The organism is Rhodococcus sp. 05-2255-1e (genome assembly GCF_002259025.1).
In the GTDB taxonomy this organism is placed as follows: Bacteria; Actinomycetota; Actinomycetes; order Mycobacteriales; family Mycobacteriaceae; genus Rhodococcoides; species Rhodococcoides fascians.
Genome location: NZ_NOZE01000023.1, coordinates 470,636 through 488,608 on the forward strand (window position 1 = coordinate 470,636; position 17,973 = coordinate 488,608).

At 63.5% G+C, this 17,973-nt stretch carries 19 protein-coding genes and 1 riboswitch; of the genes, 10 read left to right on the forward strand and 9 right to left on the reverse strand.

What is annotated here, in order from left to right; translation table 11 throughout:
• Positions 1-2: 2 nt before the first annotated feature.
• The 3 genes from manD to CH262_RS16850 are packed head-to-tail and all read right to left on the reverse strand — an operon-like array spanning position 3 to position 3,237.
• Positions 3-1,220 (reverse strand): D-mannonate dehydratase ManD, encoded by a 1,218-nt coding sequence (gene manD / locus CH262_RS16840; RefSeq protein ID WP_094717974.1) that lies wholly within the window; start codon positions 1,218-1,220, stop codon positions 3-5.
• The gene (locus CH262_RS16845) at positions 1,217-2,224 is read right to left on the reverse strand and encodes a 2-hydroxyacid dehydrogenase (protein ID WP_094717975.1); all 1,008 of its coding nucleotides are present in this window, start codon (positions 2,222-2,224) and stop codon (positions 1,217-1,219) included. Before CH262_RS16845 ends, manD begins: the two co-directional genes overlap by 4 nt.
• Complete coding sequence (locus CH262_RS16850) at positions 2,221-3,237, reverse strand: LacI family DNA-binding transcriptional regulator (protein ID WP_094717976.1); 1,017 nt, start codon at positions 3,235-3,237, stop codon at positions 2,221-2,223. The genes CH262_RS16845 and CH262_RS16850 overlap by 4 nt, the downstream gene beginning before the upstream one ends.
• A 153-nt stretch (positions 3,238-3,390) precedes the next feature.
• Here CH262_RS16850 and CH262_RS16855 point away from each other — a divergent pair, with 153 nt between their 5' ends.
• The 3 genes from CH262_RS16855 to CH262_RS16865 all read left to right on the forward strand — a co-directional run bounded on the left by CH262_RS16855 (position 3,391) and on the right by CH262_RS16865 (position 5,900).
• On the forward strand, positions 3,391-4,320 hold the full coding sequence (locus CH262_RS16855; RefSeq protein WP_094717977.1) for an aldo/keto reductase: 930 nt from the start codon (positions 3,391-3,393) through the stop codon (positions 4,318-4,320).
• Positions 4,321-4,505: 185 nt separating this feature from the next.
• Positions 4,506-4,859 carry an STAS domain-containing protein gene (locus tag CH262_RS16860; RefSeq protein WP_027497637.1) on the forward strand — a complete coding sequence of 118 codons (354 nt, stop codon included), beginning with the start codon at positions 4,506-4,508 and terminating at the stop codon, positions 4,857-4,859.
• 144 nt (positions 4,860-5,003) lie between these two features.
• The gene (locus CH262_RS16865) at positions 5,004-5,900 is read left to right on the forward strand and encodes an SDR family oxidoreductase (protein ID WP_032368240.1); all 897 of its coding nucleotides are present in this window, start codon (positions 5,004-5,006) and stop codon (positions 5,898-5,900) included.
• Here the strand turns inward: CH262_RS16865 and CH262_RS16870 are convergent.
• Together CH262_RS16870 and CH262_RS16875 are read right to left on the reverse strand one after the other, a co-directional pair.
• Positions 5,893-7,515 carry an MFS transporter gene (locus CH262_RS16870; protein ID WP_094717978.1) on the reverse strand — a complete coding sequence of 541 codons (1,623 nt, stop codon included), beginning with the start codon at positions 7,513-7,515 and terminating at the stop codon, positions 5,893-5,895. The two genes, CH262_RS16865 and CH262_RS16870, sit on opposite strands and share 8 nt — an antisense overlap.
• Before the next feature lie 78 nt (positions 7,516-7,593).
• On the reverse strand, positions 7,594-8,190 hold the full coding sequence (locus CH262_RS16875; protein ID WP_256988838.1) for a TetR/AcrR family transcriptional regulator: 597 nt from the start codon (positions 8,188-8,190) through the stop codon (positions 7,594-7,596).
• A 113-nt stretch (positions 8,191-8,303) separates the two neighbouring features.
• On the opposite strand from CH262_RS16875, the gene CH262_RS16880 reads away from it, so the two are divergent.
• Together CH262_RS16880 and CH262_RS16885 are read left to right on the forward strand one after the other, a co-directional pair.
• Positions 8,304-9,992, forward strand: a complete 1,689-nt coding sequence (locus CH262_RS16880) for a nitroreductase family deazaflavin-dependent oxidoreductase (protein ID WP_094717980.1) — start codon at positions 8,304-8,306, stop codon at positions 9,990-9,992.
• Positions 9,993-10,042: 50 nt separating this feature from the next.
• A complete protein-coding gene (locus CH262_RS16885) occupies positions 10,043-10,531 on the forward strand; it encodes an SRPBCC family protein (protein WP_094717981.1) in 489 nt (162 codons plus the stop codon).
• 2 nt (positions 10,532-10,533) lie between these two features.
• Here CH262_RS16885 and CH262_RS16890 read toward each other — a convergent pair whose 3' ends face one another.
• The gene (locus CH262_RS16890) at positions 10,534-10,803 is read right to left on the reverse strand and encodes a DUF7218 family protein (RefSeq protein ID WP_027497643.1); all 270 of its coding nucleotides are present in this window, start codon (positions 10,801-10,803) and stop codon (positions 10,534-10,536) included.
• Positions 10,804-10,919: 116 nt separating this feature from the next.
• Between CH262_RS16890 and CH262_RS16895 the strand changes: the two genes are divergently transcribed.
• Entirely contained in the window at positions 10,920-11,627 is a 708-nt protein-coding gene (locus CH262_RS16895) for an enoyl-CoA hydratase-related protein (RefSeq protein WP_094717982.1), read from the forward strand.
• Positions 11,628-11,644: 17 nt separating this feature from the next.
• On the opposite strand, the gene CH262_RS16900 is transcribed toward CH262_RS16895, so the two are convergent.
• On the reverse strand, positions 11,645-12,673 hold the full coding sequence (locus CH262_RS16900) for an LLM class flavin-dependent oxidoreductase (RefSeq protein ID WP_094717983.1): 1,029 nt from the start codon (positions 12,671-12,673) through the stop codon (positions 11,645-11,647).
• Between the two features lie 176 nt (positions 12,674-12,849).
• Positions 12,850-13,073, forward strand: a riboswitch (cobalamin riboswitch).
• A 126-nt stretch (positions 13,074-13,199) separates the two neighbouring features.
• On the opposite strand from CH262_RS16900, the gene CH262_RS16905 reads away from it, so the two are divergent.
• Genes CH262_RS16905 through CH262_RS16915 form a run of 3 tightly spaced genes read left to right on the forward strand, consistent with a single transcriptional unit; the run spans position 13,200 to position 16,026 of the window.
• On the forward strand, positions 13,200-14,237 hold the full coding sequence (locus CH262_RS16905) for a FecCD family ABC transporter permease (RefSeq protein ID WP_045841377.1): 1,038 nt from the start codon (positions 13,200-13,202) through the stop codon (positions 14,235-14,237).
• A complete protein-coding gene (locus CH262_RS16910; protein WP_032368248.1) occupies positions 14,237-15,010 on the forward strand; it encodes an ABC transporter ATP-binding protein in 774 nt (257 codons plus the stop codon). Before CH262_RS16905 ends, CH262_RS16910 begins: the two co-directional genes overlap by 1 nt.
• Positions 15,007-16,026: an ABC transporter substrate-binding protein gene (locus CH262_RS16915; RefSeq protein WP_094717984.1), complete on the forward strand. Its 1,020-nt coding sequence runs from the start codon at positions 15,007-15,009 to the stop codon at positions 16,024-16,026. Before CH262_RS16910 ends, CH262_RS16915 begins: the two co-directional genes overlap by 4 nt.
• Before the next feature lie 70 nt (positions 16,027-16,096).
• On the opposite strand, the gene CH262_RS16920 is transcribed toward CH262_RS16915, so the two are convergent.
• Both CH262_RS16920 and CH262_RS27340 read right to left on the reverse strand, forming a co-directional pair.
• Positions 16,097-16,438, reverse strand: a complete 342-nt coding sequence (locus CH262_RS16920; RefSeq protein WP_306436784.1) for a hypothetical protein — start codon at positions 16,436-16,438, stop codon at positions 16,097-16,099.
• Positions 16,439-16,711: 273 nt separating this feature from the next.
• Positions 16,712-16,999: a hypothetical protein gene (locus CH262_RS27340; protein ID WP_143547118.1), complete on the reverse strand. Its 288-nt coding sequence runs from the start codon at positions 16,997-16,999 to the stop codon at positions 16,712-16,714.
• Positions 17,000-17,214: 215 nt separating this feature from the next.
• On the opposite strand from CH262_RS27340, the gene CH262_RS16930 reads away from it, so the two are divergent.
• On the forward strand, positions 17,215-17,556 hold the full coding sequence (locus tag CH262_RS16930; RefSeq protein ID WP_143547119.1) for a DUF6461 domain-containing protein: 342 nt from the start codon (positions 17,215-17,217) through the stop codon (positions 17,554-17,556).
• Positions 17,557-17,973: the final 417 nt, after the last annotated feature.

Sequence of the window (17,973 nt, forward strand, 5' to 3'; positions counted from 1 at the left end):
CGTCACCAGTCCGTCATCGAGCCGTCGAGGCGGCGAGCGACGGGGAGATACGCGGGCTCGTACGGGTACCGCGCCGCCAACGACTCGTCCATGTCGACGCCCAGGCCGGGGGCGTCACCGGGGGTCAGGTAGCCGTCGGCGAACGACCATGCGTGTGGGAACACCTCGTCGACCAGTGGGTCGTAGCCCATGAACTCCTGAATGCCGAAATTCGGGGTGGCCATTCCGAGGTGCACGCTCGCCGCGAGGGTGATCGGCGAGACGTCCGAGGGCCCGTGCGGTCCGCAGCGAACCTGGTGTACCTCGGCCAGCGAGAAGATCTTTCGGACATGACTGATACCGCCGGCATGCGCGATGGCCACCCGAATGAAATCGATCAGCTTCTCGGAGATCAATTGCTGGCAGTCCCAGATGGTGTTGAACACTTCACCGATCGCGAGCGGGGTCGTGGTGTGGTGACGCACCAGCCGCAGGGCGCTCTGATCCTCGGCGGTGGTGACGTCCTCGAGCCAGTACAGATCGACGTCCTCGAGCGACTTGCCCAGTCGCGCAGCCTGTTGCGGTGTCAGTCGGTGGTGCGCGTCGTGCAGCAACTTGAGCTCGGATCCCACGTGTTCGCGCACCTCTGCGAGCACCCCGGGAACGTGATTGAGATAGGCATCGGTATCCCAGACCTCCTCGACGGGAACGGCACCACGCCCTGCGGGTTCGTATCCCTGCGCGCCTCGGTGCACTCCGTACACGGACTCCAGGCCGGGAACACCCGATTGGGCCCGCACGGCGCGAAAACCCTGTGCTCGACGTCGATCGACGGAATCGATCAATTCCGACGTGTCCCAGCCGGTGGCGTGGGTGTACGAGAGAATGCGGTCGCGGACGGCTCCACCGAGCAGCTGGTAGACGGGTTGCCCGAGGGATTTGCCCTTGATGTCCCACAAGGCGAGGTCGACGGCACCGATCGCGGCCATCGTCACCGGCCCACGGCGCCAGTAGACACCACGGTAGAGGTACTGCCAGGTGTCCTCGATGCGTGCGGGATCCCGGCCGATGAGAAGCGGCGCGACATGATCTCGCAGGTACGACGCCACCGCGAGTTCTCTGCCGTTCAAGGTCGCGTCGCCGTAGCCGACGACGCCGTCTGCGGTGGTCACTTTCAGCGTGACGTAATTACGATTAGGGCTGCAGACGATGACGTCGGCAGCAACGATCTTGTCGGTCACGAGTGCTCTGCCTTCTCCGTGAAGTTCTCTCCGGCAACGACATCGGTCAGCGGTTCACGCGCGGCGAGTCGACCGATGTTGGCGGTGATGTCGTCGACCCGACCCTCGAAGGTTTCGCGTGTGATGCCGGAGGAATGAGGTGTCATCAAGACGTTGTGCAGCGTGTGGAACGGATGCCGCGAGGGAGCACCGATGCCGTCGGCCGACGGGTAGTCGTACCAGACGTCGATGGCGGCGCTGCCGAGCGATCCGGCGGACAGCGCGTCGAACAGTGCATCCTGCTGCACGAGGGGGCCGCGCCCGACGTTGATCAGCACGCCGTCCGGTCCGAGAGCTGCGAGTTCGGTATCGCCGATCATGCCGGTGGTGCGCTCGTTCAGTGGTGCGGACACCACGACGACATCTGCTTCGGTCATCAGGTCGGACAGACGATCGGTCGATGCGGCCCAGGCCAATCCGTTCTCGGCAGCGTTCACCGATCCGCTTCCTGTGACCGCGATGCCCCGGCAACCGAAGGCCCGCAGCAACTGCCACGACTGCGCACCGATATGACCGAAGCCCACGAATCCCACCGTTGCCGAACCCAGCGAAGTCGACTGCCGAAGCGTGCGGTCGTACACCGGTGACGCCCACCGATCCTCCCGCATGAGGCGGTCCTGGCCGAGAAACCCGCGCCGGAGCACGACGGCGGTGGCTACGACGTATTCGGCGATCGAGCGTTCGTGGTGAAAAGTGTTGGCCACCAATGTCCGAGCGCTCAGGTCGTCGAAGGAAACGCCGTCCGTGCCTGCCCCCGCAACGTGCACCAGCTGCAGATCGGGTGCCGCCTCCGCCAGAACGGCCGGGAACTTTCCGCCGACATACACGGTCGCATCGGCGATGTCCGCGACGAGTGCATCGACGTCGAACTTCTCGTGCCACGACAGCTCGATATCGGAGGCGACTCGGCTCTCGAAGCGGCCACGATGCGGTAGGAGGTTGGAATCTGCGATGACGACCTTCATTTCGAGTCGTCCTTTCCTGGTGCGAGAGTGCGAATCCGAGCGGGCCCCGATGAGCCGCGGACCACGAGTTGGGTAGGGAGGTGGATGGTTCTGGGCGATGACTCCGGTTCGGCTGCCCGCTGGAACACCAGATCGGAGGACACCAGACCTGCACGGCCCATCGGAACGCTGATACTCGTCAGGGCGGGATGCGCGAGTTCGGCCAGGGGCGAATCGTCGATGCCGATGACGCTGAGGTCTTCCGGTACTGCCAGGCCCATCGACCGGACCCCGTTCATGACGCCGATGGCCATGGGGTCGTTGTGGGTCATGACGGCGGTCGCACCCGTGGCGACGACGCTGGCAGCCGCAGCATGGCCGCCGGCCAAGGTTTCCTGCTGCCACCCCAGTACATCGAGCACGATTCCTCGTGCCGCACAGAACTGTTCGACGGCGTCGACGCGTCGCTCGTTGGACCACGATTGCGGTGATCCCTGGACGTACGCGAGATGCGTGTGACCGAGAGCTGCCAGGTAATCGACGGCCTGCCGGATACCGTCCTCGGAATCGGCCACGACACAATCACATTCGCTCGATGATCGGTTGACGAGCACCAGCGGTGTGTCGCCCGCCAGCTGCACGATGTCCTCGGCCGGTAGTCGTGGAGCACAGACGATCAGAGCGTCGACTCGGCCCTGCAGGTCACCGATCACTTCACGCTCACGGTCGGCGCTTCCGTCGGTGTCGGTGAGGACGATGGTCTGCCTGCGATGCCAGCCCTGGGCTTGCGCAGACTTGACGAAGCTCGCGAAGACAGTGTGGCCGATGTCGGGTACCACGACTGCGACCGTCGTTGCCGCGACCCTGGTGTCGGAGGACCGACCCGAGGCCGCGACGTAGCCGATCTGGTCGGCGACGGCGATGATCCGAGCCAACGTGTCCGCCCCGATTCGATCCGGGTTGCTGAAGGCGCGCGATGCCGTCGACAGCGACACACCTGCTCGTTGTGCGACCTGCGTGAGCGTGGGTGCCACGCTTCACCTCCTGGGTTCTTTGTGATGCCGAGCACAACGATGGCAGAAGTTGCGCAATATTGTCAACGCCTTGCGCAACAGAGGCCCGGGCGTACTGGGTCCGCGGTTTGACACACTCGACTGCGACCACGTCCGCACAGAGGGAGACTCACCTTGCGCACCTTTACGCACCCCCAGACCGGCACAACCGTGTCGAGCATCGTCCTCGGGTTCATGCGCATCCTCGACCTGGACGACGACAGGATTCGCAGGTTGGTCGACACCGCCCTGGACGTGGGTGTGACCGTCTTCGATCACGCCGACATCTACGGCGGCAGACCCCACGGGTGCGAGGAGCGCTTCGGACAAGCGGTGACACTCACTCCGTCGCAGCGTGAGCGCGTCAGCATTCAGAGCAAGGTCGGCATTCGCGACGGCTATTTCGACTTCTCGGAAGACCACATCGTGTCGACCGTCGAGGGTTCGCTCTCGGCTCTCGGCGTCGATCATCTCGACACCCTGCTGCTGCATCGACCGGACAGCCTGGTCGAGCCCGACGAGGTCGCGGCGGCATTCGACACACTGCACACGTCGGGCAAAGTGCTCGGTTTCGGCGTCTCCAATCACACTCCCGGTCAGATCGAATTGCTCGAAACAGCAGTCACACAACCACTTCTGTTCGACCAAGTGCAGTTGAGCGTCGTCCATTCACCGCTGATCGCTGCGGGCCTGACCGCCAACATCGGCGCGCTGGACCAGTCGGTGGATCGTGACAACGGGTTGCTCGACTACGCGAGGGCACGGGGCATCACCGTGCAAGCGTGGTCGCCACTCCAGAGCGGGACCTCGTCGGGTGTGTTCGTCGGAGATCGCGCGAACTACCCGGCCCTCAACGATGCGCTCGACGACATTGCCGGCCGATACGACACGACACCGGCTGCGATAGCGGTCGCGTGGATAACACGCCACCCGGCCGACATTCAGGTGGTCCTGGGGACCACCACGCCGGATCGGATAGTAGAGGCCGCTACGGGGTCGGAAATCCGCCTGACCAGGGCGGAATGGTACGGCCTGTTCCGCGCAGCGGGTCACACACTGCCCTGATGCCGGGCATCGAACTGCGTTACCTTGCCGTTACCAAGTAGCGACGAATCCGTGATGTTGCAGGCTCGGTTCGGTGATGTTGCGCTGTCAGGATTACGGGACAGCGTGCACCGGAACCTGCAGCCCTCGGGTTCCACACCGAGCACGCCGGTTCGATAGGCCACCCGAACTGAGAGGTTCGCACCGTGACTGTTTCCGATTTCACCGATGTTCGCTCCACCGCCCCCGCTCGACGCCACTCGATCGGTATCGAGTCCTACTCCCCCGATCTGACCGTTGTTCGCGCCGTCGGCGAGCTGGACATGAGTGCACGAGCAGATTTGGTGAACGCCCTCGACGGTGCCCTACGGGGCAATGCAGTTGTGCTGCTGGACTTGTCGGCGGTGGACTTCATGTACTCGGGTGCCGCGAGCGTGATCGTCGATGCTGTCGAACGTTCCGACGGACGCGTCGAGGTCTTCGCTCCTACCCGGCCGGCGCGCCGGGTGCTCGATGCGGTGGGTGCGAGCTTCATCGGGGAAGATCCCTCCGCTCGCTGATTCGCAAGGTTTGCGTGCCGGTACAACCGGCAAACCTCGTGTGGACAGCGACTCCAGTCGGTAACGACCGTGAATCGTCTCGAGAACTGGGGCGGCTTTGGTTTTGCCGCAATGGGTCCTCTTCACACCAGGCAAGGATCGACAATGTCCGACCAGTTCACCAAGAGCGACCCCACCACTGCTTTCTCCATGCCCGATCGGGACGACCAGCCCGAGCTCGAGCATCCGGGACTGACTCGCGACATGGTCACCGCACCGGATCACGGCGAGAAGTCGTACCGGGGTTCGGATCGGTTGCACGGCCGAAAAGCGTTGATCACCGGTGGTGATTCCGGGATCGGACGAGCGGTGGCGCTGGCATTCGCACGAGAAGGTGCCGATGTCGTCATTGCTCATCTCGAATCCGAGGGCCCCGATGCCCAAGCGACCGTCGACCTGATCGAGGCCGCTGGACGGTCGGGCCGAGCGATCGCCTGCGACCTCACCGACGAAACGCAGTGCACCAAGTTGGTCGACACTGCCGTGGAGGTTCTCGGAGGCCTCGACATCGTCGTCAACAACGCCGCGTTCCAGATGGCCCAGATGGGCGGCATCGCCGATATCACCACCGACCAGTTCGACCGTGTGCTCAAGACCAACTTGTATGCCTTGTTCTGGATTTCGAAGCACGCCGCCGCCGTCATGGGTGCGGGCTCCACCATCATCAACACCACCTCGATTCAGGCATCGAATCCGTCACCGGAGTTGATGGACTACGCCACCACCAAGGCAGGCATCGTCGCTTTCACCAAGGGCCTGGCCGGCGACCTCGCCGGCCAGGGCATTCGAGTCAATGCCGTTGCGCCCGGACCTATTTGGACTCCCCTGATTCCTGCGACCATGCCTGCCGAGAAGTACGGCGAGTTCGGCGAGACGGTTCCGTTGGGCCGCCCGGGCCAGCCCGCGGAATTGGCTCCGGCCTACGTTTTCCTGGCCTCGAACGAGTCCAGCTACATCACAGGCGAGACCATTGCGGTCACCGGGGGCACCCCGTTCAACTGATCTCGGAGTCTTCGGACTTCGGTGCCCGCCACGCCAACAGCACCCCGTCTCCTTCGGGTCGCCGCCATGGCAGGAAGAGCGCCACAGCGATCGCGCATGCCATGGCGGCCCCGACGGTGACGAACGACGCGAGCTGAAATCCCTCCAGAGACGCGGCTTTCATCGCATACACGAGCTCCGCCTTCTGCGTCGCGAAGATCGGGTTGGTCGGCGCTTTGACGATTTCGATGACGCTGACGACGGTCTCACGGGCAAAGGCCTTCTGGTAGGGCTCCATGATTGCGTCGGGAATAACGTCGATTCGGGGGCCCACTTTCGTGGTGTAGATCGACGCGACGATCGAGCCCAGCACCGCGACGCCGAGTGTTCCACCCACCTCACGGGTGGTGTCGTTCACCGCCGAGCCCGCACCTGCTTCGTCGAGCGTCACCGACGACATGATGGATTCGGTGGCCGGGCCTTGCACGATCGCCAACCCGAGGCCCATCAAGATCATCGAGACGACGACCGGTCCCAAGTACGGCGTTTCGACCTCGACCTGGCCCGCAATGAACATGCCGATGCTCATCACGACGAGTCCGAAGACGATGACGGCTGTCGTTCCTATTCGCTGCGCGATCAGTGTAGCCAGTGGTGCCCCGACCGCGATGGATACCGCGAACGGCAGTGAATGAACGCCGAACTGCAACGGCGTCAGTTCCATGACACCCTGAAAATACTGGGTGATCATGAACAGGAAGCCGAACATACTGAAGTACCCCACAGCAATGGCCAAGGCGGGCAGCGAGAATCGTCTGATTCGGAACAGATTCAGGTCCAGTACCGGAGACGGTGTTCGCAACTCCCACCACACGAACGCAGCAAGCGCGACGCATCCGGCGATGTAGCCTCCGATGCTCGCCGGTGACAACCAACCGTTGTGCGGCGCTTCGATGATCGCCCACACCACGACCGTGATGCCCGTCAACGACAGCACGATTCCGACAGGGTCGTACTTGCCCACATGTTCGGCTCTCGACTCCGGAACGCAGGCCAGTGCGGCCACCAGAACGAGCAGGGCAACCGGAACATTGATCCAGAACACCGAATGCCACGAGAAGTGCTCGAGCAGAAAGCCGCCCGCTGTCGGACCGATGGCGATGGCGAAACCTGCCATCGCCGTCCACGCTGCGATGGCCAGCGCTCGCTCTCTGGCGTCGGTGAAGATATTGATGATGAGAGCCAACGTGGCCGGAAAGACCGCCGCCGCACAGACTCCCATCGCGGCGCGGGCGGCAACGACCTGCCCGAGGTCGGCGGCGACCGCGCCGCCCACCGACATCAGCGCAATGCCCGCCAGGCCGATGATCATCACCTTCTTGCGCCCGTATCGGTCTCCGAGGTGGCCGAAAGCGAGCAGCAATCCCGCGAACGTCAGCGTGTAGGCGTCGACCACCCACTGCAAGCCGCTGATGTCGGCGCGTAGCTGTAGCCCCATCGACGGCAGGGCGACGTTGACGACGGTGTTGTCCAGAACGACGAGCAGCTCCGCTGCGCAGATCACGAGTAGAGCCAGATATCGGCCGCGAAGCTTCGTACCCTCTACGCGGTGTCGAGAAGTGGTGAGTGACGGCATGAGATCCCCTCCGGCTATGACGGTCGACATAGTTCCTGAAGGGAAAGTAACTGTAACTCTGCGTTATAGCAATAGGTGCTATCGGGAACTCTGCCCAGCCGCTGCGTCCAGGACCGCGTCGAGCAGAGCCAACAACTCCCCCTCGGTCCGATCCAGCGCGGTGGTCGATCGCTGCGCTTTCGCCACGATCAGCGCACCCTCGATCGCCGATATGGAGAACGTCGCGAGCGCCTGGGCGCGCTCTCTCGTCAACCCGTGCTGCCAGAGCGATGCGGCGATCGTGTCTTCCCACGACGAGAACGACTCCCCGGCCGCGGTGACGGCACCGGGGGCATTCGCCCCCTCGAGTGCGGCAGGAGCAATGGGGCAACCGGACACGAAATCGGTGCTCGACAGTTCACTGCGAAAGCCCTCGATGATCGCGCGCACCGTCGCCGCCGGCCCGACCTGGGCCAACCCCTCGGAGATCATGGCCCCCATCACCGCGCCGGCCGTTCGCGTGGCCTCCTCGACCAGTTGAGGCTTGCCCCGTGGAAAGTGGTGATAGATCGAGCCCCTCGGCGCACCTGCGTGCTCGATGACGTCGGCCAACGAAGTCGCTTCGACTCCGCGCTGCCGAAACAACTGCGCCGCACTGCGCAGCATGTCCTCACGAGCACTGCTTCGATTCGCCATCCATCACCTTTCCGAACACGATCATTGACGTGACACCGAGTTACATCTACAGTCGCGTGTGACTATGACGGCAATCATATCCCGTCACGCTATCGCTGAACCGGAGTCACGCCATGCCCACCGAGACCGACGTCGTCGAACTGAGCACCCCGCTCCCACTCCCCTGCGGGCAGACCCTTCCGAACCGCGTGATGAAAGCGGCCTTGAGTGAGGGCTTGGGGACTGCCGAGCACGCACCCGATACCCGGCTCGAAACGCTGTACCGCCGTTGGGGCGCGGGTGGCTACGGACTGGTGGTGACCGGCAACGTGATGGTCGACCGATCTCACCTGGGCGAACCCGGCAACGTCGTCATCGAAGACGACCGCGACCACGATGCGCTGGCGCGCTGGGCGAAATCGACCTCCGACGGTGGCGTCCCCATCTGGGTACAACTCAATCACCCAGGCAGGCAGGCCAATCCGATCGTCACCCGTGCTACGCCCGTCGCCCCGTCTGCCATCGCGTCCGGCGTTCCCGGACTACCGACACCGCGTGCGTTGAGCGAGAACGAGATTCGAGACATCATCGACAGGTTCGCCCTGGCCGCGTCGGTAGCGGAGGCGGCCGGCTTCGATGGAGTGCAACTCCACGGTGCCCACGGATACCTGGTGTCTCAGTTTCTCTCACCCCTGTCGAACCGACGCGAGGACGCGTGGGGCGGAGACCTCGACGGCAGGATGCGATTCGTTCTTCACGTCGTGCGCGCCATCAGAGCGGCCGTGTCCCCCGGCTTTGCAGTGGGAATCAAACTGAACTCTGCAGACTTCCAGCGCGGCGGATTCAGCGAAGAGGAATCTCGCATCACCGTCGAGCATCTCGTCGAGGAAGCGATCGATCTGATCGAAATCAGTGGCGGCAGTTACGAATCACCCGCGATGATGGGCACCTCCAGCACTCGCGATCGCGAAGCCTACTTCCTGGAATACGCCCACACGGTGCGCGACGCAGCCGGGAGCGTTCCACTTGCAGTGACCGGTGGTTTCCGCACCCGCTCGGTGATGAGTGCGGCCGTACGATCGGGAGAGTGCGACGTCGTCGGTCTCGGTCGCCCGACTGCTCTCGCCCCGGCAGTGGCCCGTTCACTGGTCGATGGCTCACTGGATCGGGTCGAGACTCCGCTCGTCGCGTTGCGAGTTCCGTCGAAAGCTGGTGCTTTCAAACAGATCAACGGCGCTCTGGACTTGCAGTGGCACACCGACCAACTGCAGCTCATCGGCGATGGAGGGCAACCCGATTCGGGACGCCCCGCCTGGCGAACGGCGATAGCAATGGTGCAGCGCAACGGCTGGGACGCGTTTCGCAGTCGGCGCGCCGGGGGCACCACGACGGCGTCCGCCGCAGCTGCGAAGTTCCGCCGGGAGCGGTGGATCGGAAAGCACGTCGCCAACCCGCTCGTGAACGGGCTGGCGTCCGTCGGAGTCAGAACATCGCTGGTCACCGATATCGAGACAGTGGGCCGTCGATCCGGTCTGCGCCGACAGGTACCGGTCTCTGCTTCGTTCGACCGGGCGGGAGCGTGGGTGATCTCCCAGCACGGAACCAGGTCCGGTTGGGGAGCCAACATCGGCGACGAGCCGCGTATCAGGATTCGCGTCGGCGATCGGTGGCGAGCGGGCACAGCTACGTTCGTGCCCGAGGACGACGTCAGTGCGCGAGCGCGTTCCTTTTCCGCGAACCCACTGTTCGGGCGGCTCATCGGCGCAGGTTTTCGCGCCCTCCAGACCGACCCGATATCTGTGCGGATCGATTTCACCGATTGACAGGACGATTGTGCTCGACGGTGGATCGTCGTACGACGCATAATGACCCGATGGCACCGATACCCACGGGCACTCTGCGCGAGACCGAGACCGGCTACGCCCTCGAGCTGAGCAGAACCGTCGCCGCGTCACGAGAGGATGTGTGGGCCAGCCTCACCGAATCCTCTCGGACCGCGTTGTGGTTCGGGCCCTGGGAACGGGTGACGGACGACAGCATCCGCGTCACCATGATCTTCGAGGACGGCGAACCCGTCGCCGACATGGCGATCGACGCCTGCGAGCCGCCCCAACGACTGGCCGTCCGTATGTCGGACGAGGGCGGCTGGCCGCTCGAGGTCAGGCTCACCGAGAAGGGCCGCGACACACTCGTCGTGTTGACCCACCGCCTCGACAGCACGGACGGCATCGGCGACATAGGTCCGGGCTGGGAGTACTACCTGGACATGCTGATCGCATCCAGGGACGCCGCACCGCTGCCGAGCTTCGACGACTACTACCCCGCACAGCAGGAGTACTACTCGTCTCTGCGGCCGGAATGACGTCAGTGATTGCGTAGCGCCTCGATCAGCTCTTTCTTGTTCAGCTTGGAGTAGCCCTCCAGGCCGATCTCCTTCGCTCGATCGGTCAGTTCGTCGACGGTCCAGTCCTCGTACGATCCGGACTCGCCGCCCTTCTTGCCTACGTTCTTCCTGCCCTCGTTGGCCGCGGCATTCGAGATGCGCGCCGACTTCTCCTTCGAGTTTCCTTCGTCACGGAGCTTCTCGTACAGATCCTGGTCCTTGAGCTGGGGCTGGTCATCGTTGGTGGGCATGCTGATCCTCCATTCGATCGTTTGTACTGATACAACTACCCGGTGTACCTGCCGGCAAACACACGTGCCTTCTGTCGCTGTGGGATAGAACAACGAAAGCTGGGTACCTTCGGGACATGCCATACCTGGATCGTGTCGCGGACGTGTTCGTATTGAATCTCGGCACTCGCGACGTGGAGGACACCGAGAACCGGATGGGGCCGGATTGGGTGGCCGAGGTCAACGCTCTGCTCGACGAGGTAGAAGCCAGCAGTGGCCCGACTGCACTGGTCACGACGGCCACCGGCAAGTACTTCTCCACCGGAGTCGACTTGTCCTGGGGTGCCGAGAACCTGGACCAGATCAACCGGTTCATCGGAACGGTGCAGGAACTGCTGGTGCGGTTCTTGACCCTCCCGATGCAGACGGTGGCGGCCATGCAGGGGCACACCTACGGGGGTGCCGCATTTTTCGTCATGGCACACGACTACCGCGTGATGCGCTCCGATCGCGGCTTCCTGTGCTTTCCTGGCGTCAACATCGGTGCCACCTACAGCCCGGGAACAGTCGACATGGTCCGAGCCAAGCTCGCCCCGCACACGTTCCACGAAGCACTGACCACGGGCCGACGCTACGGCGGAGTGGACGCAGCCGCCCTCGGCTTGGTGGACGCAGTGTCCACCGAGGATCGGCTGCGTGACGACGCACTCTCTCGGGCAACGGATTTGATCGGAACCCGCGGCCCTGTGCTCGGCGAAATCAAGCGCACGATGTATGCGAGCGAGATACGTTCGCTGTCCACTCCGGTCGCCGGTGTGGACGAAATGGAATGGGCCGCGACCTGATTCTCGCTCGCTGCCGCTTACGCGTCGGCTACCAGCGGAGCGACTTCGGTACCGAGTAGCTCGATGCCGCGCAACAGATCACCGTGGGCGAGACGCGGATTGGTCATCTGAAGCGACAGTCGATCCACACCGCCGAGTTGTTCGCTTACTCGAACGATCTTGTCGGCGACGGTTTTCGGGTCTCCCATGAAGAACGCGCCGTTGGGTCCCGACGTGCCGTCGAACTGCTGTCGGCTCGGACGAGCGAACCCGCGCTCGCGAGAGATCTTGGTGAACATCTCGTTCCAGCCCGGGTAGATGGTGTCGGCTGCCGCCTCGGTGGTGTCGGCGACGAATCCGAACACGTGCAATCCGACTTTCAGCTTCTCCGGCGGGTGACCCGCTTGCGCGCCCGCGCGTCGATACAGGTCAACGAGCGGCGCGAACTGGCGCGGTTCTCCACCGATGATGGCGATCATCAGGGGTAGGCCCAGAAGCCCTGCACGAGCGAACGACTCGGGGGTTCCGCCGACACCGACCCAGATGGGTAGCGGATCCTGCAGCGGACGAGGATAGATCCCCTGACGGTTCAGCGCCGGCCGGTGCCGGCCGGACCACGTGATCTCCTCGTTGTCGCGAATCTGCAGCAGGAGATCCAACTTCTCGGCGAACAGGGAGTCGTAATCGGCCAAGTCGAGTCCGAACAGTGGGAAAGACTCGGTGAACGAGCCTCGGCCGACCACCAAATCGATTCGGCCCTTCGAGATCAGGTCGAGAGTGGCGAACTCCTGGAACACTCGCACCGGATCGTCGGCACTGAGTACCTTGACCGCGCTGCCGAGCCGGATGTTCTCGGTGCGCGCGGCTGCTGCGGCCAGAATGATCGACGGAGCGGAATCGTAGTACTCGCTGCGATGGTGCTCACCGATGCCGAACGAATAAAGACCGACCTGATCCGCGAGGGCGATCTCCTCGAGTAGGTGCCCCATCCTCTCCTCCGGCGCGATGACGCGGCCGTCGGTCGGATCGGTCACGGAAGAGACGAAGCTGTCTACGCCCAGGTGCATTGGGTACCTCTCGATTCGGGATGGACGAACCCATCAGCGTCGATGAAGGTTCAATTATTCCAGTGGACGGTGGGCAGAAAACTACTACTCTCCCCAACGCTTCGCCTCATCCGCCGCGAAGTACATCCGATTACTTGCACCGAAGCCGACCGACGCAACGCGTCACGCATGAGCTGTTATCGTGCGTGGGCGTTGGTTTTCGATGGCCGTGCTGGTCATCGGATCGTAAGAGGGAATCCGGTGAAAATCCGGAACTGCCCCGCAGCGGTGAGTGGAAACGACCGCGGTCATCGAGCACTGGGATTCGTCCCGGGAAGCGACCGCCAGTAGGAATCGTCCGAGCACGTGGTCGGACGGCGCGTCCGCGAGTCCGAAGACCTGCCACCGCGGCTGCGCCGCCGGCGTGGTCGCCTGTCGATCCCGAGGGACACGGTCGACGAGGTCGTCGTTCGCGCTGCGCGGATTCGCCTCGGAAGCCGTGCTTTTCGCAGGTCGCCAGGTCAGGGATCAGCGGAGAAAGTTGCGCATGCAGTCCAGATCGGTCCTGCCCCTCACTGTGCTCGCCGCCGCGATCTGGGCGGTGTCTGCACTCTCGGCACTGATGTTCGGGGCCGCGCACATCCCGGCAACCGACGCGATGGGCTATCTGTGGGCCCAGCTGTCCGGCGGCACGATCGCCGTCGGTGACGTTCCGGACTACCGCATCGTCATCGATTCTCGGCTGCCTCGGGTGTTGCTGGCGACGGTCATCGGAGCAGGTCTGGCTGTGGTCGGACTGGTGGTGCAGGCGATGGTGCGCAACGCACTCGCAGATCCCTACGTACTCGGAATCTCGTCGGGTGCATCGGTAGGCGCAACATCAGTGGTCCTGTTCGGCACCTTCGGTGCCCTGGGCATCTACGCGCTCTCGAGTGCAGCGTTCCTCGGCGCACTCGCCGCTACCGCCCTCGTGTATCTGATGGCACGCTCCCCGGTAGGGCTGGTGCCACTGCGCCTGGTCCTGACGGGTACCGCGTTGGGTTACGGATTCTCTGCAATGACCACCGTGCTGATCTTCCTGGCACCTCAGGGCGACGGCGCTCGGAGTGTGATGTTCTGGTTGCTCGGCAGCCTCGCCGGTGCCACCTGGGCCAGCGTCCCGCTGGCCGCCGCAGTCACCGTGGCCGGAGTCGCCGCGACCGCTCTGACGGCCCGCAGACTCAACGCGCTGTCGATGGGAGACGAAGTCAGCGCGGCACTGGGCTTGAACGCGGCACGTCTACGGTTGTCTCTCTTCGTGACATCAGCGGCGATGACGGGGTGCTACGTGTCGATCTGTGGCGCCGTGGGATTCGTGGGTCTGGTCGTCCCTCACGTGGCACGCTTACTGGTCGGGGCCGACCACAGCAGGCTTGTCGTGATCACCCCGGTCCTGGGTGCGGCTTTCCTCGTCACCGCAGATCTGGTGTCCCGAACGGTTCTACCGCCGCAAGAGCTGCCTTTGGGGGCGATCACCGCGGCAGTCGGAGTTCCGGCGTTCGTGCTGCTGATGCGTCGCCGCGGCGCGATGATCGGTGACCGTTGATGCGCGTCGACTACGACGACGTCGCAGTCGATATCGGCGGCACCCGCATCATCGACGACATCACCATGAGCCTGGACGCCGGCAGCATCGTCGGCATCGTCGGCGCGAACGGGAGCGGCAAGTCGACACTGCTGCGGTGTCTGTATCGAGCGACCGAGCCCTCGACCGGACGCATCGAGGTAGGTGGCCGCGACATCACCGCAATCACCATGCGAGAGAACGCACGTCAGGTCGCAGCACTCACCCAGGACTCCTCGATGCACTTCGACTTCACCGCACGCGAGGTCGTCGCCACCGGACGTCTTCCACACAACTCCACGTTCGGACGCAACCGCACCCGCGACGACGACGCGTGCGCTCGTGCCTCGACCGTCGCCGACGTGGAACATCTGTTGGACCGATCGTTCCTGTCATTGTCCGGAGGCGAACGCCAACGTGTTCTGATCGCACGGGCTTTCGCCCAGCAACCGAACGTGCTCGTGCTCGACGAACCCACCAATCACCTCGATATACGACACCAATACGCAGTGCTGAGCGCCGCTGCGAGCCTGCAGATCACCGTGATCGCCGCGCTTCACGATCTGAACATCGCCGCCCAATTCTGCGACCGCTTGGTCGTACTTCACGCCGGCCGCATCGTCTGTGCGGGTTCACCCGACGAAGTCGTGACCGAGAAGGTGCTCTCGACCTGGTTCGGGATCGGCGGACACATCGTCACCCACCCACGCCTGGGAGTTCCCCAGGTTCTCTTCGACGACAAGGACACTCGATGACCCACCTCTTTTGCCGGCCCCGCACGATCGCCATTGCCGCGACCGCCGTTGCAGCACTGGTCAGTTCGTGCGGAGCCCAGGTCGACACAGCCACCGAGCAGGGTGGCGATCAGGTGACGGTCACCAACTGCGGCGAGCCGCTGACCGTGACCGGTACCCCACAGCGGGTACTGACCAACGACACCGGCATCACCGAGATGATGTTCGCCCTCGGCCTCGCCGACCGCCTCGTCGGATACACCAGCTACCCGGGCAAGGAGCGAGACATCGACTCCTCGCCGTGGAAGAGCAACTTCGATACGGCGCCGGAACTGGCCGACGCCTTCACCCGTGAGGTGATTCAGTCGGCGAACCCGGACTTCGTCTTCGCCGGCTGGAATTACGGCTACAAGGAGTCGACCGGCGTGACTCCCGATTGGATCCGCAGCATAGGCGCAGTTCCCTACCAACTCACCGAAGCATGCCGGCAACCCGGCAGTACTGCACGCGGAGTCATGGAACCCCTCGACGCGCTCTACACCGACCTACGAAACCTCGGCGACCTCTTCGGAGTTCGTGACCGGGCCGACCGACTCGTCACCGACTACGAGAACCAGATCGGTGCCGCGAACGCCGGGGCTCCGGACGGCCGAGACCCGGCGCGGGTGTTCCTGTTCGACAGCGCCGATCCCGAGCCCTTCACCTCCGGCCGCACCGCAGCTCCGTCGCAGATCATCCGAGAAGCCGGTGGCAGCAACATCTTCGACGACCTCGACGATTCCTGGACCACCGCGTCCTGGGAAGCCGCAGCCCAACGGAACCCCGAGTTCATCGTCATCGTCGATTACGGTGCCGGACCGTCGAATTCGGTGGACGCCAAGATCGCGCAACTCCGTGCACAGCCACTGATGTCCGGCACCACCGCCGTACGTGAGAACAACATCATTGCCCTCCCCTACGCAGCGCTCGTCGAAGGACCACGCAACCCCGCCGCCGTCACCACGGTGGCGGACTTCCTCCGATCCAAGGGCCGCTGACCGTCCACAAGAACGGGGCAGCGACACCTCGGTGGTTGCGGCTTCCGAGGCTCGAATCCAGTGCAGGCGCTCAGTCTTCGATCGTCACGATCGGAGAAGCCTGCTGCACCGTATAAGAGTTCCACGGCAGGGTCGCGAGGACGTCGGACAGCCCGGGATAGTCGGAGACCCACGCTGTTGTCGGATCGACGCCTTCGGTACCGCACGATGCGAGCGCGACATAGGTGCCGGCCGGTATATCGGTGACGTGTTGGGTGCTGATTCCGATCTGGCCCCCGTCGTCGGTCGAATACAGCGACTGTCCGTTGCCGACGACCTCCCACACCGGCGGCAGCACTCCGCCCGGTGCGGGAGCCAACGATGTGCCGCAGGCCAGGTCGCTACCGGAGTTGTTGGTGATCGTGTTGGTCACCGTCGATCCGTCGACCTCGAACGCATACGTCACGTCTGTCGATTGCGCCGCTGATGCCGTCGCTGGAAACGCCGCTAGTGCTGGCGCACAAAGTAGCGCTCCGATCAGAATCCGACTGGTCGATCGCATGGCAATCCTCCTGGTTCGCGTGAACTATGTCCGGGTTGTCAGTCTGCATCAAAAAATACCGATCAGCATCTTTCGAACCGAATGCAGCCGAACGGGGCGGAAACAGGGTCGAGAACCGTTGTGTCGGTGTCGGATTGCAGACCGCTATGGGTCGCGAGTTTCTCGCACCGCTTCGGCACGCTTCTTGATGTACGCATTCCGAACGCACAGGACGCGCCGGAGATACAGCTTGCCTGGAATATCCAGGACCGCAGCGCCGAGTCGTCCGCCACGGAATTCGACCGACATGATGTCGACCATCTGCGTGTGACCCCGGCGTGCGAGAAAGAAATGCTCGTGGCGCATCGAGGCAAAGGGTCCGGTGACCTGCTGGTCCACGAAATATCTTGCGGGCTCGTCTTCGGTGATGCGGCTGCTCAAGGTGAACCACACACCGAGATGCCTGGAACGAATATGGATTTCATCGCCCAAACGAAGAGCACTCCGCTTCGAATCGACTCGCACGCTCTCTCCGTACGCTCCCTGAGACTCTGCAGGAACGATTGCATCCGACTCCAGATCGAACACGTCAGCGGGGTTCGCCGCGATCGAAGTCGTGAGCCTGATGGTGAACGCCATGAGCACAGCTTTGCAGGTCGGTGGCAGGGTTGGCCGATGAACTGATGGCACCGCTGTCGATCGGTGGCGAGGCCCTCACGTTCGCCACTCAGGTCGGCCACAGCAATGTCGCCCAGTGGGTCGACGGTGCTCGAACAGCAATGTTCGATGCGCTCCTGAAGGACGGGCCGGGTTTCGATGAACCTGACAGCCCTTGGCGAGATCGCATGCGTGAAGCTGGCGGTGACCCCGACGGCGAGGGTCCGATGCCCGACGGCCTGTTTCACACGCTGGAGGTCTACATAGCAATGATCGTCAACCACACTGGAATCGATCTGACGCAAGAGCTGTTGCGCAGCGGACAGTTTCAGGTCGGCGACTCCCTGGAATAGCGGAAGGCTCAGCCGAGTACAGCCGGCTGTTGCGAGATGCCGAGGGCAGAGCGGCTCGAAGGGGTGTGGTGGCCGGCCGAGTTGCTGACGGTTTCTCCCTGCCGCTCGACTGGATCCGAGCACTCAGCGGCGGAGACGGTCGAGTGGGTTGACGACGCGGGCTACCGAACAAAAATGCCCGTTCACCAACTTTTGGTGAACGGGCATTTCGCTGTGCGCCATCAGGGATTCGAACTCCGGACCCGCTGTACAAGAGATGACAATTCAAGTGGATACACTCGCGTCCATCATCAGCCCATTGAGCTGGGTGTTCGGCGAATCGAGTGACCATTGGCGTCCGCGTGAATCCATCCGTATTCGCCCCAAAGTGATGAGTAAACGATGACCACTGGCGACCTGCTCCCGGTCCATCTGAGT

Bases quoted from the DNA above. Each gene is read 5' to 3' on its own strand.
- CH262_RS16845 (WP_094717975.1), bottom strand. From the start codon at position 2,224: ATGAAGGTCGTCATCGCAGATTCCAACCTCCTACCGCATCGTGGCCGC.
- CH262_RS16865 (WP_032368240.1), top strand. From the start codon at position 5,004: ATGTCCGACCAGTTCACCAAGAGCGACCCCACCACTGCTTTCTCCATG.
- CH262_RS16870 (WP_094717978.1), bottom strand. From the start codon at position 7,515: ATGCCGTCACTCACCACTTCTCGACACCGCGTAGAGGGTACGAAGCTT.
- CH262_RS16875 (WP_256988838.1), bottom strand. From the start codon at position 8,190: ATGGCGAATCGAAGCAGTGCTCGTGAGGACATGCTGCGCAGTGCGGCG.
- CH262_RS16880 (WP_094717980.1), top strand. From the start codon at position 8,304: ATGCCCACCGAGACCGACGTCGTCGAACTGAGCACCCCGCTCCCACTC.
- CH262_RS16885 (WP_094717981.1), top strand. From the start codon at position 10,043: ATGGCACCGATACCCACGGGCACTCTGCGCGAGACCGAGACCGGCTAC.
- CH262_RS16890 (WP_027497643.1), bottom strand. From the start codon at position 10,803: ATGCCCACCAACGATGACCAGCCCCAGCTCAAGGACCAGGATCTGTAC.
- CH262_RS16895 (WP_094717982.1), top strand. From the start codon at position 10,920: ATGCCATACCTGGATCGTGTCGCGGACGTGTTCGTATTGAATCTCGGC.
- CH262_RS16900 (WP_094717983.1), bottom strand. From the start codon at position 12,673: ATGCACCTGGGCGTAGACAGCTTCGTCTCTTCCGTGACCGATCCGACC.
- CH262_RS16905 (WP_045841377.1), top strand. From the start codon at position 13,200: ATGCAGTCCAGATCGGTCCTGCCCCTCACTGTGCTCGCCGCCGCGATC.
- CH262_RS16910 (WP_032368248.1), top strand. From the start codon at position 14,237: ATGCGCGTCGACTACGACGACGTCGCAGTCGATATCGGCGGCACCCGC.
- CH262_RS16915 (WP_094717984.1), top strand. From the start codon at position 15,007: ATGACCCACCTCTTTTGCCGGCCCCGCACGATCGCCATTGCCGCGACC.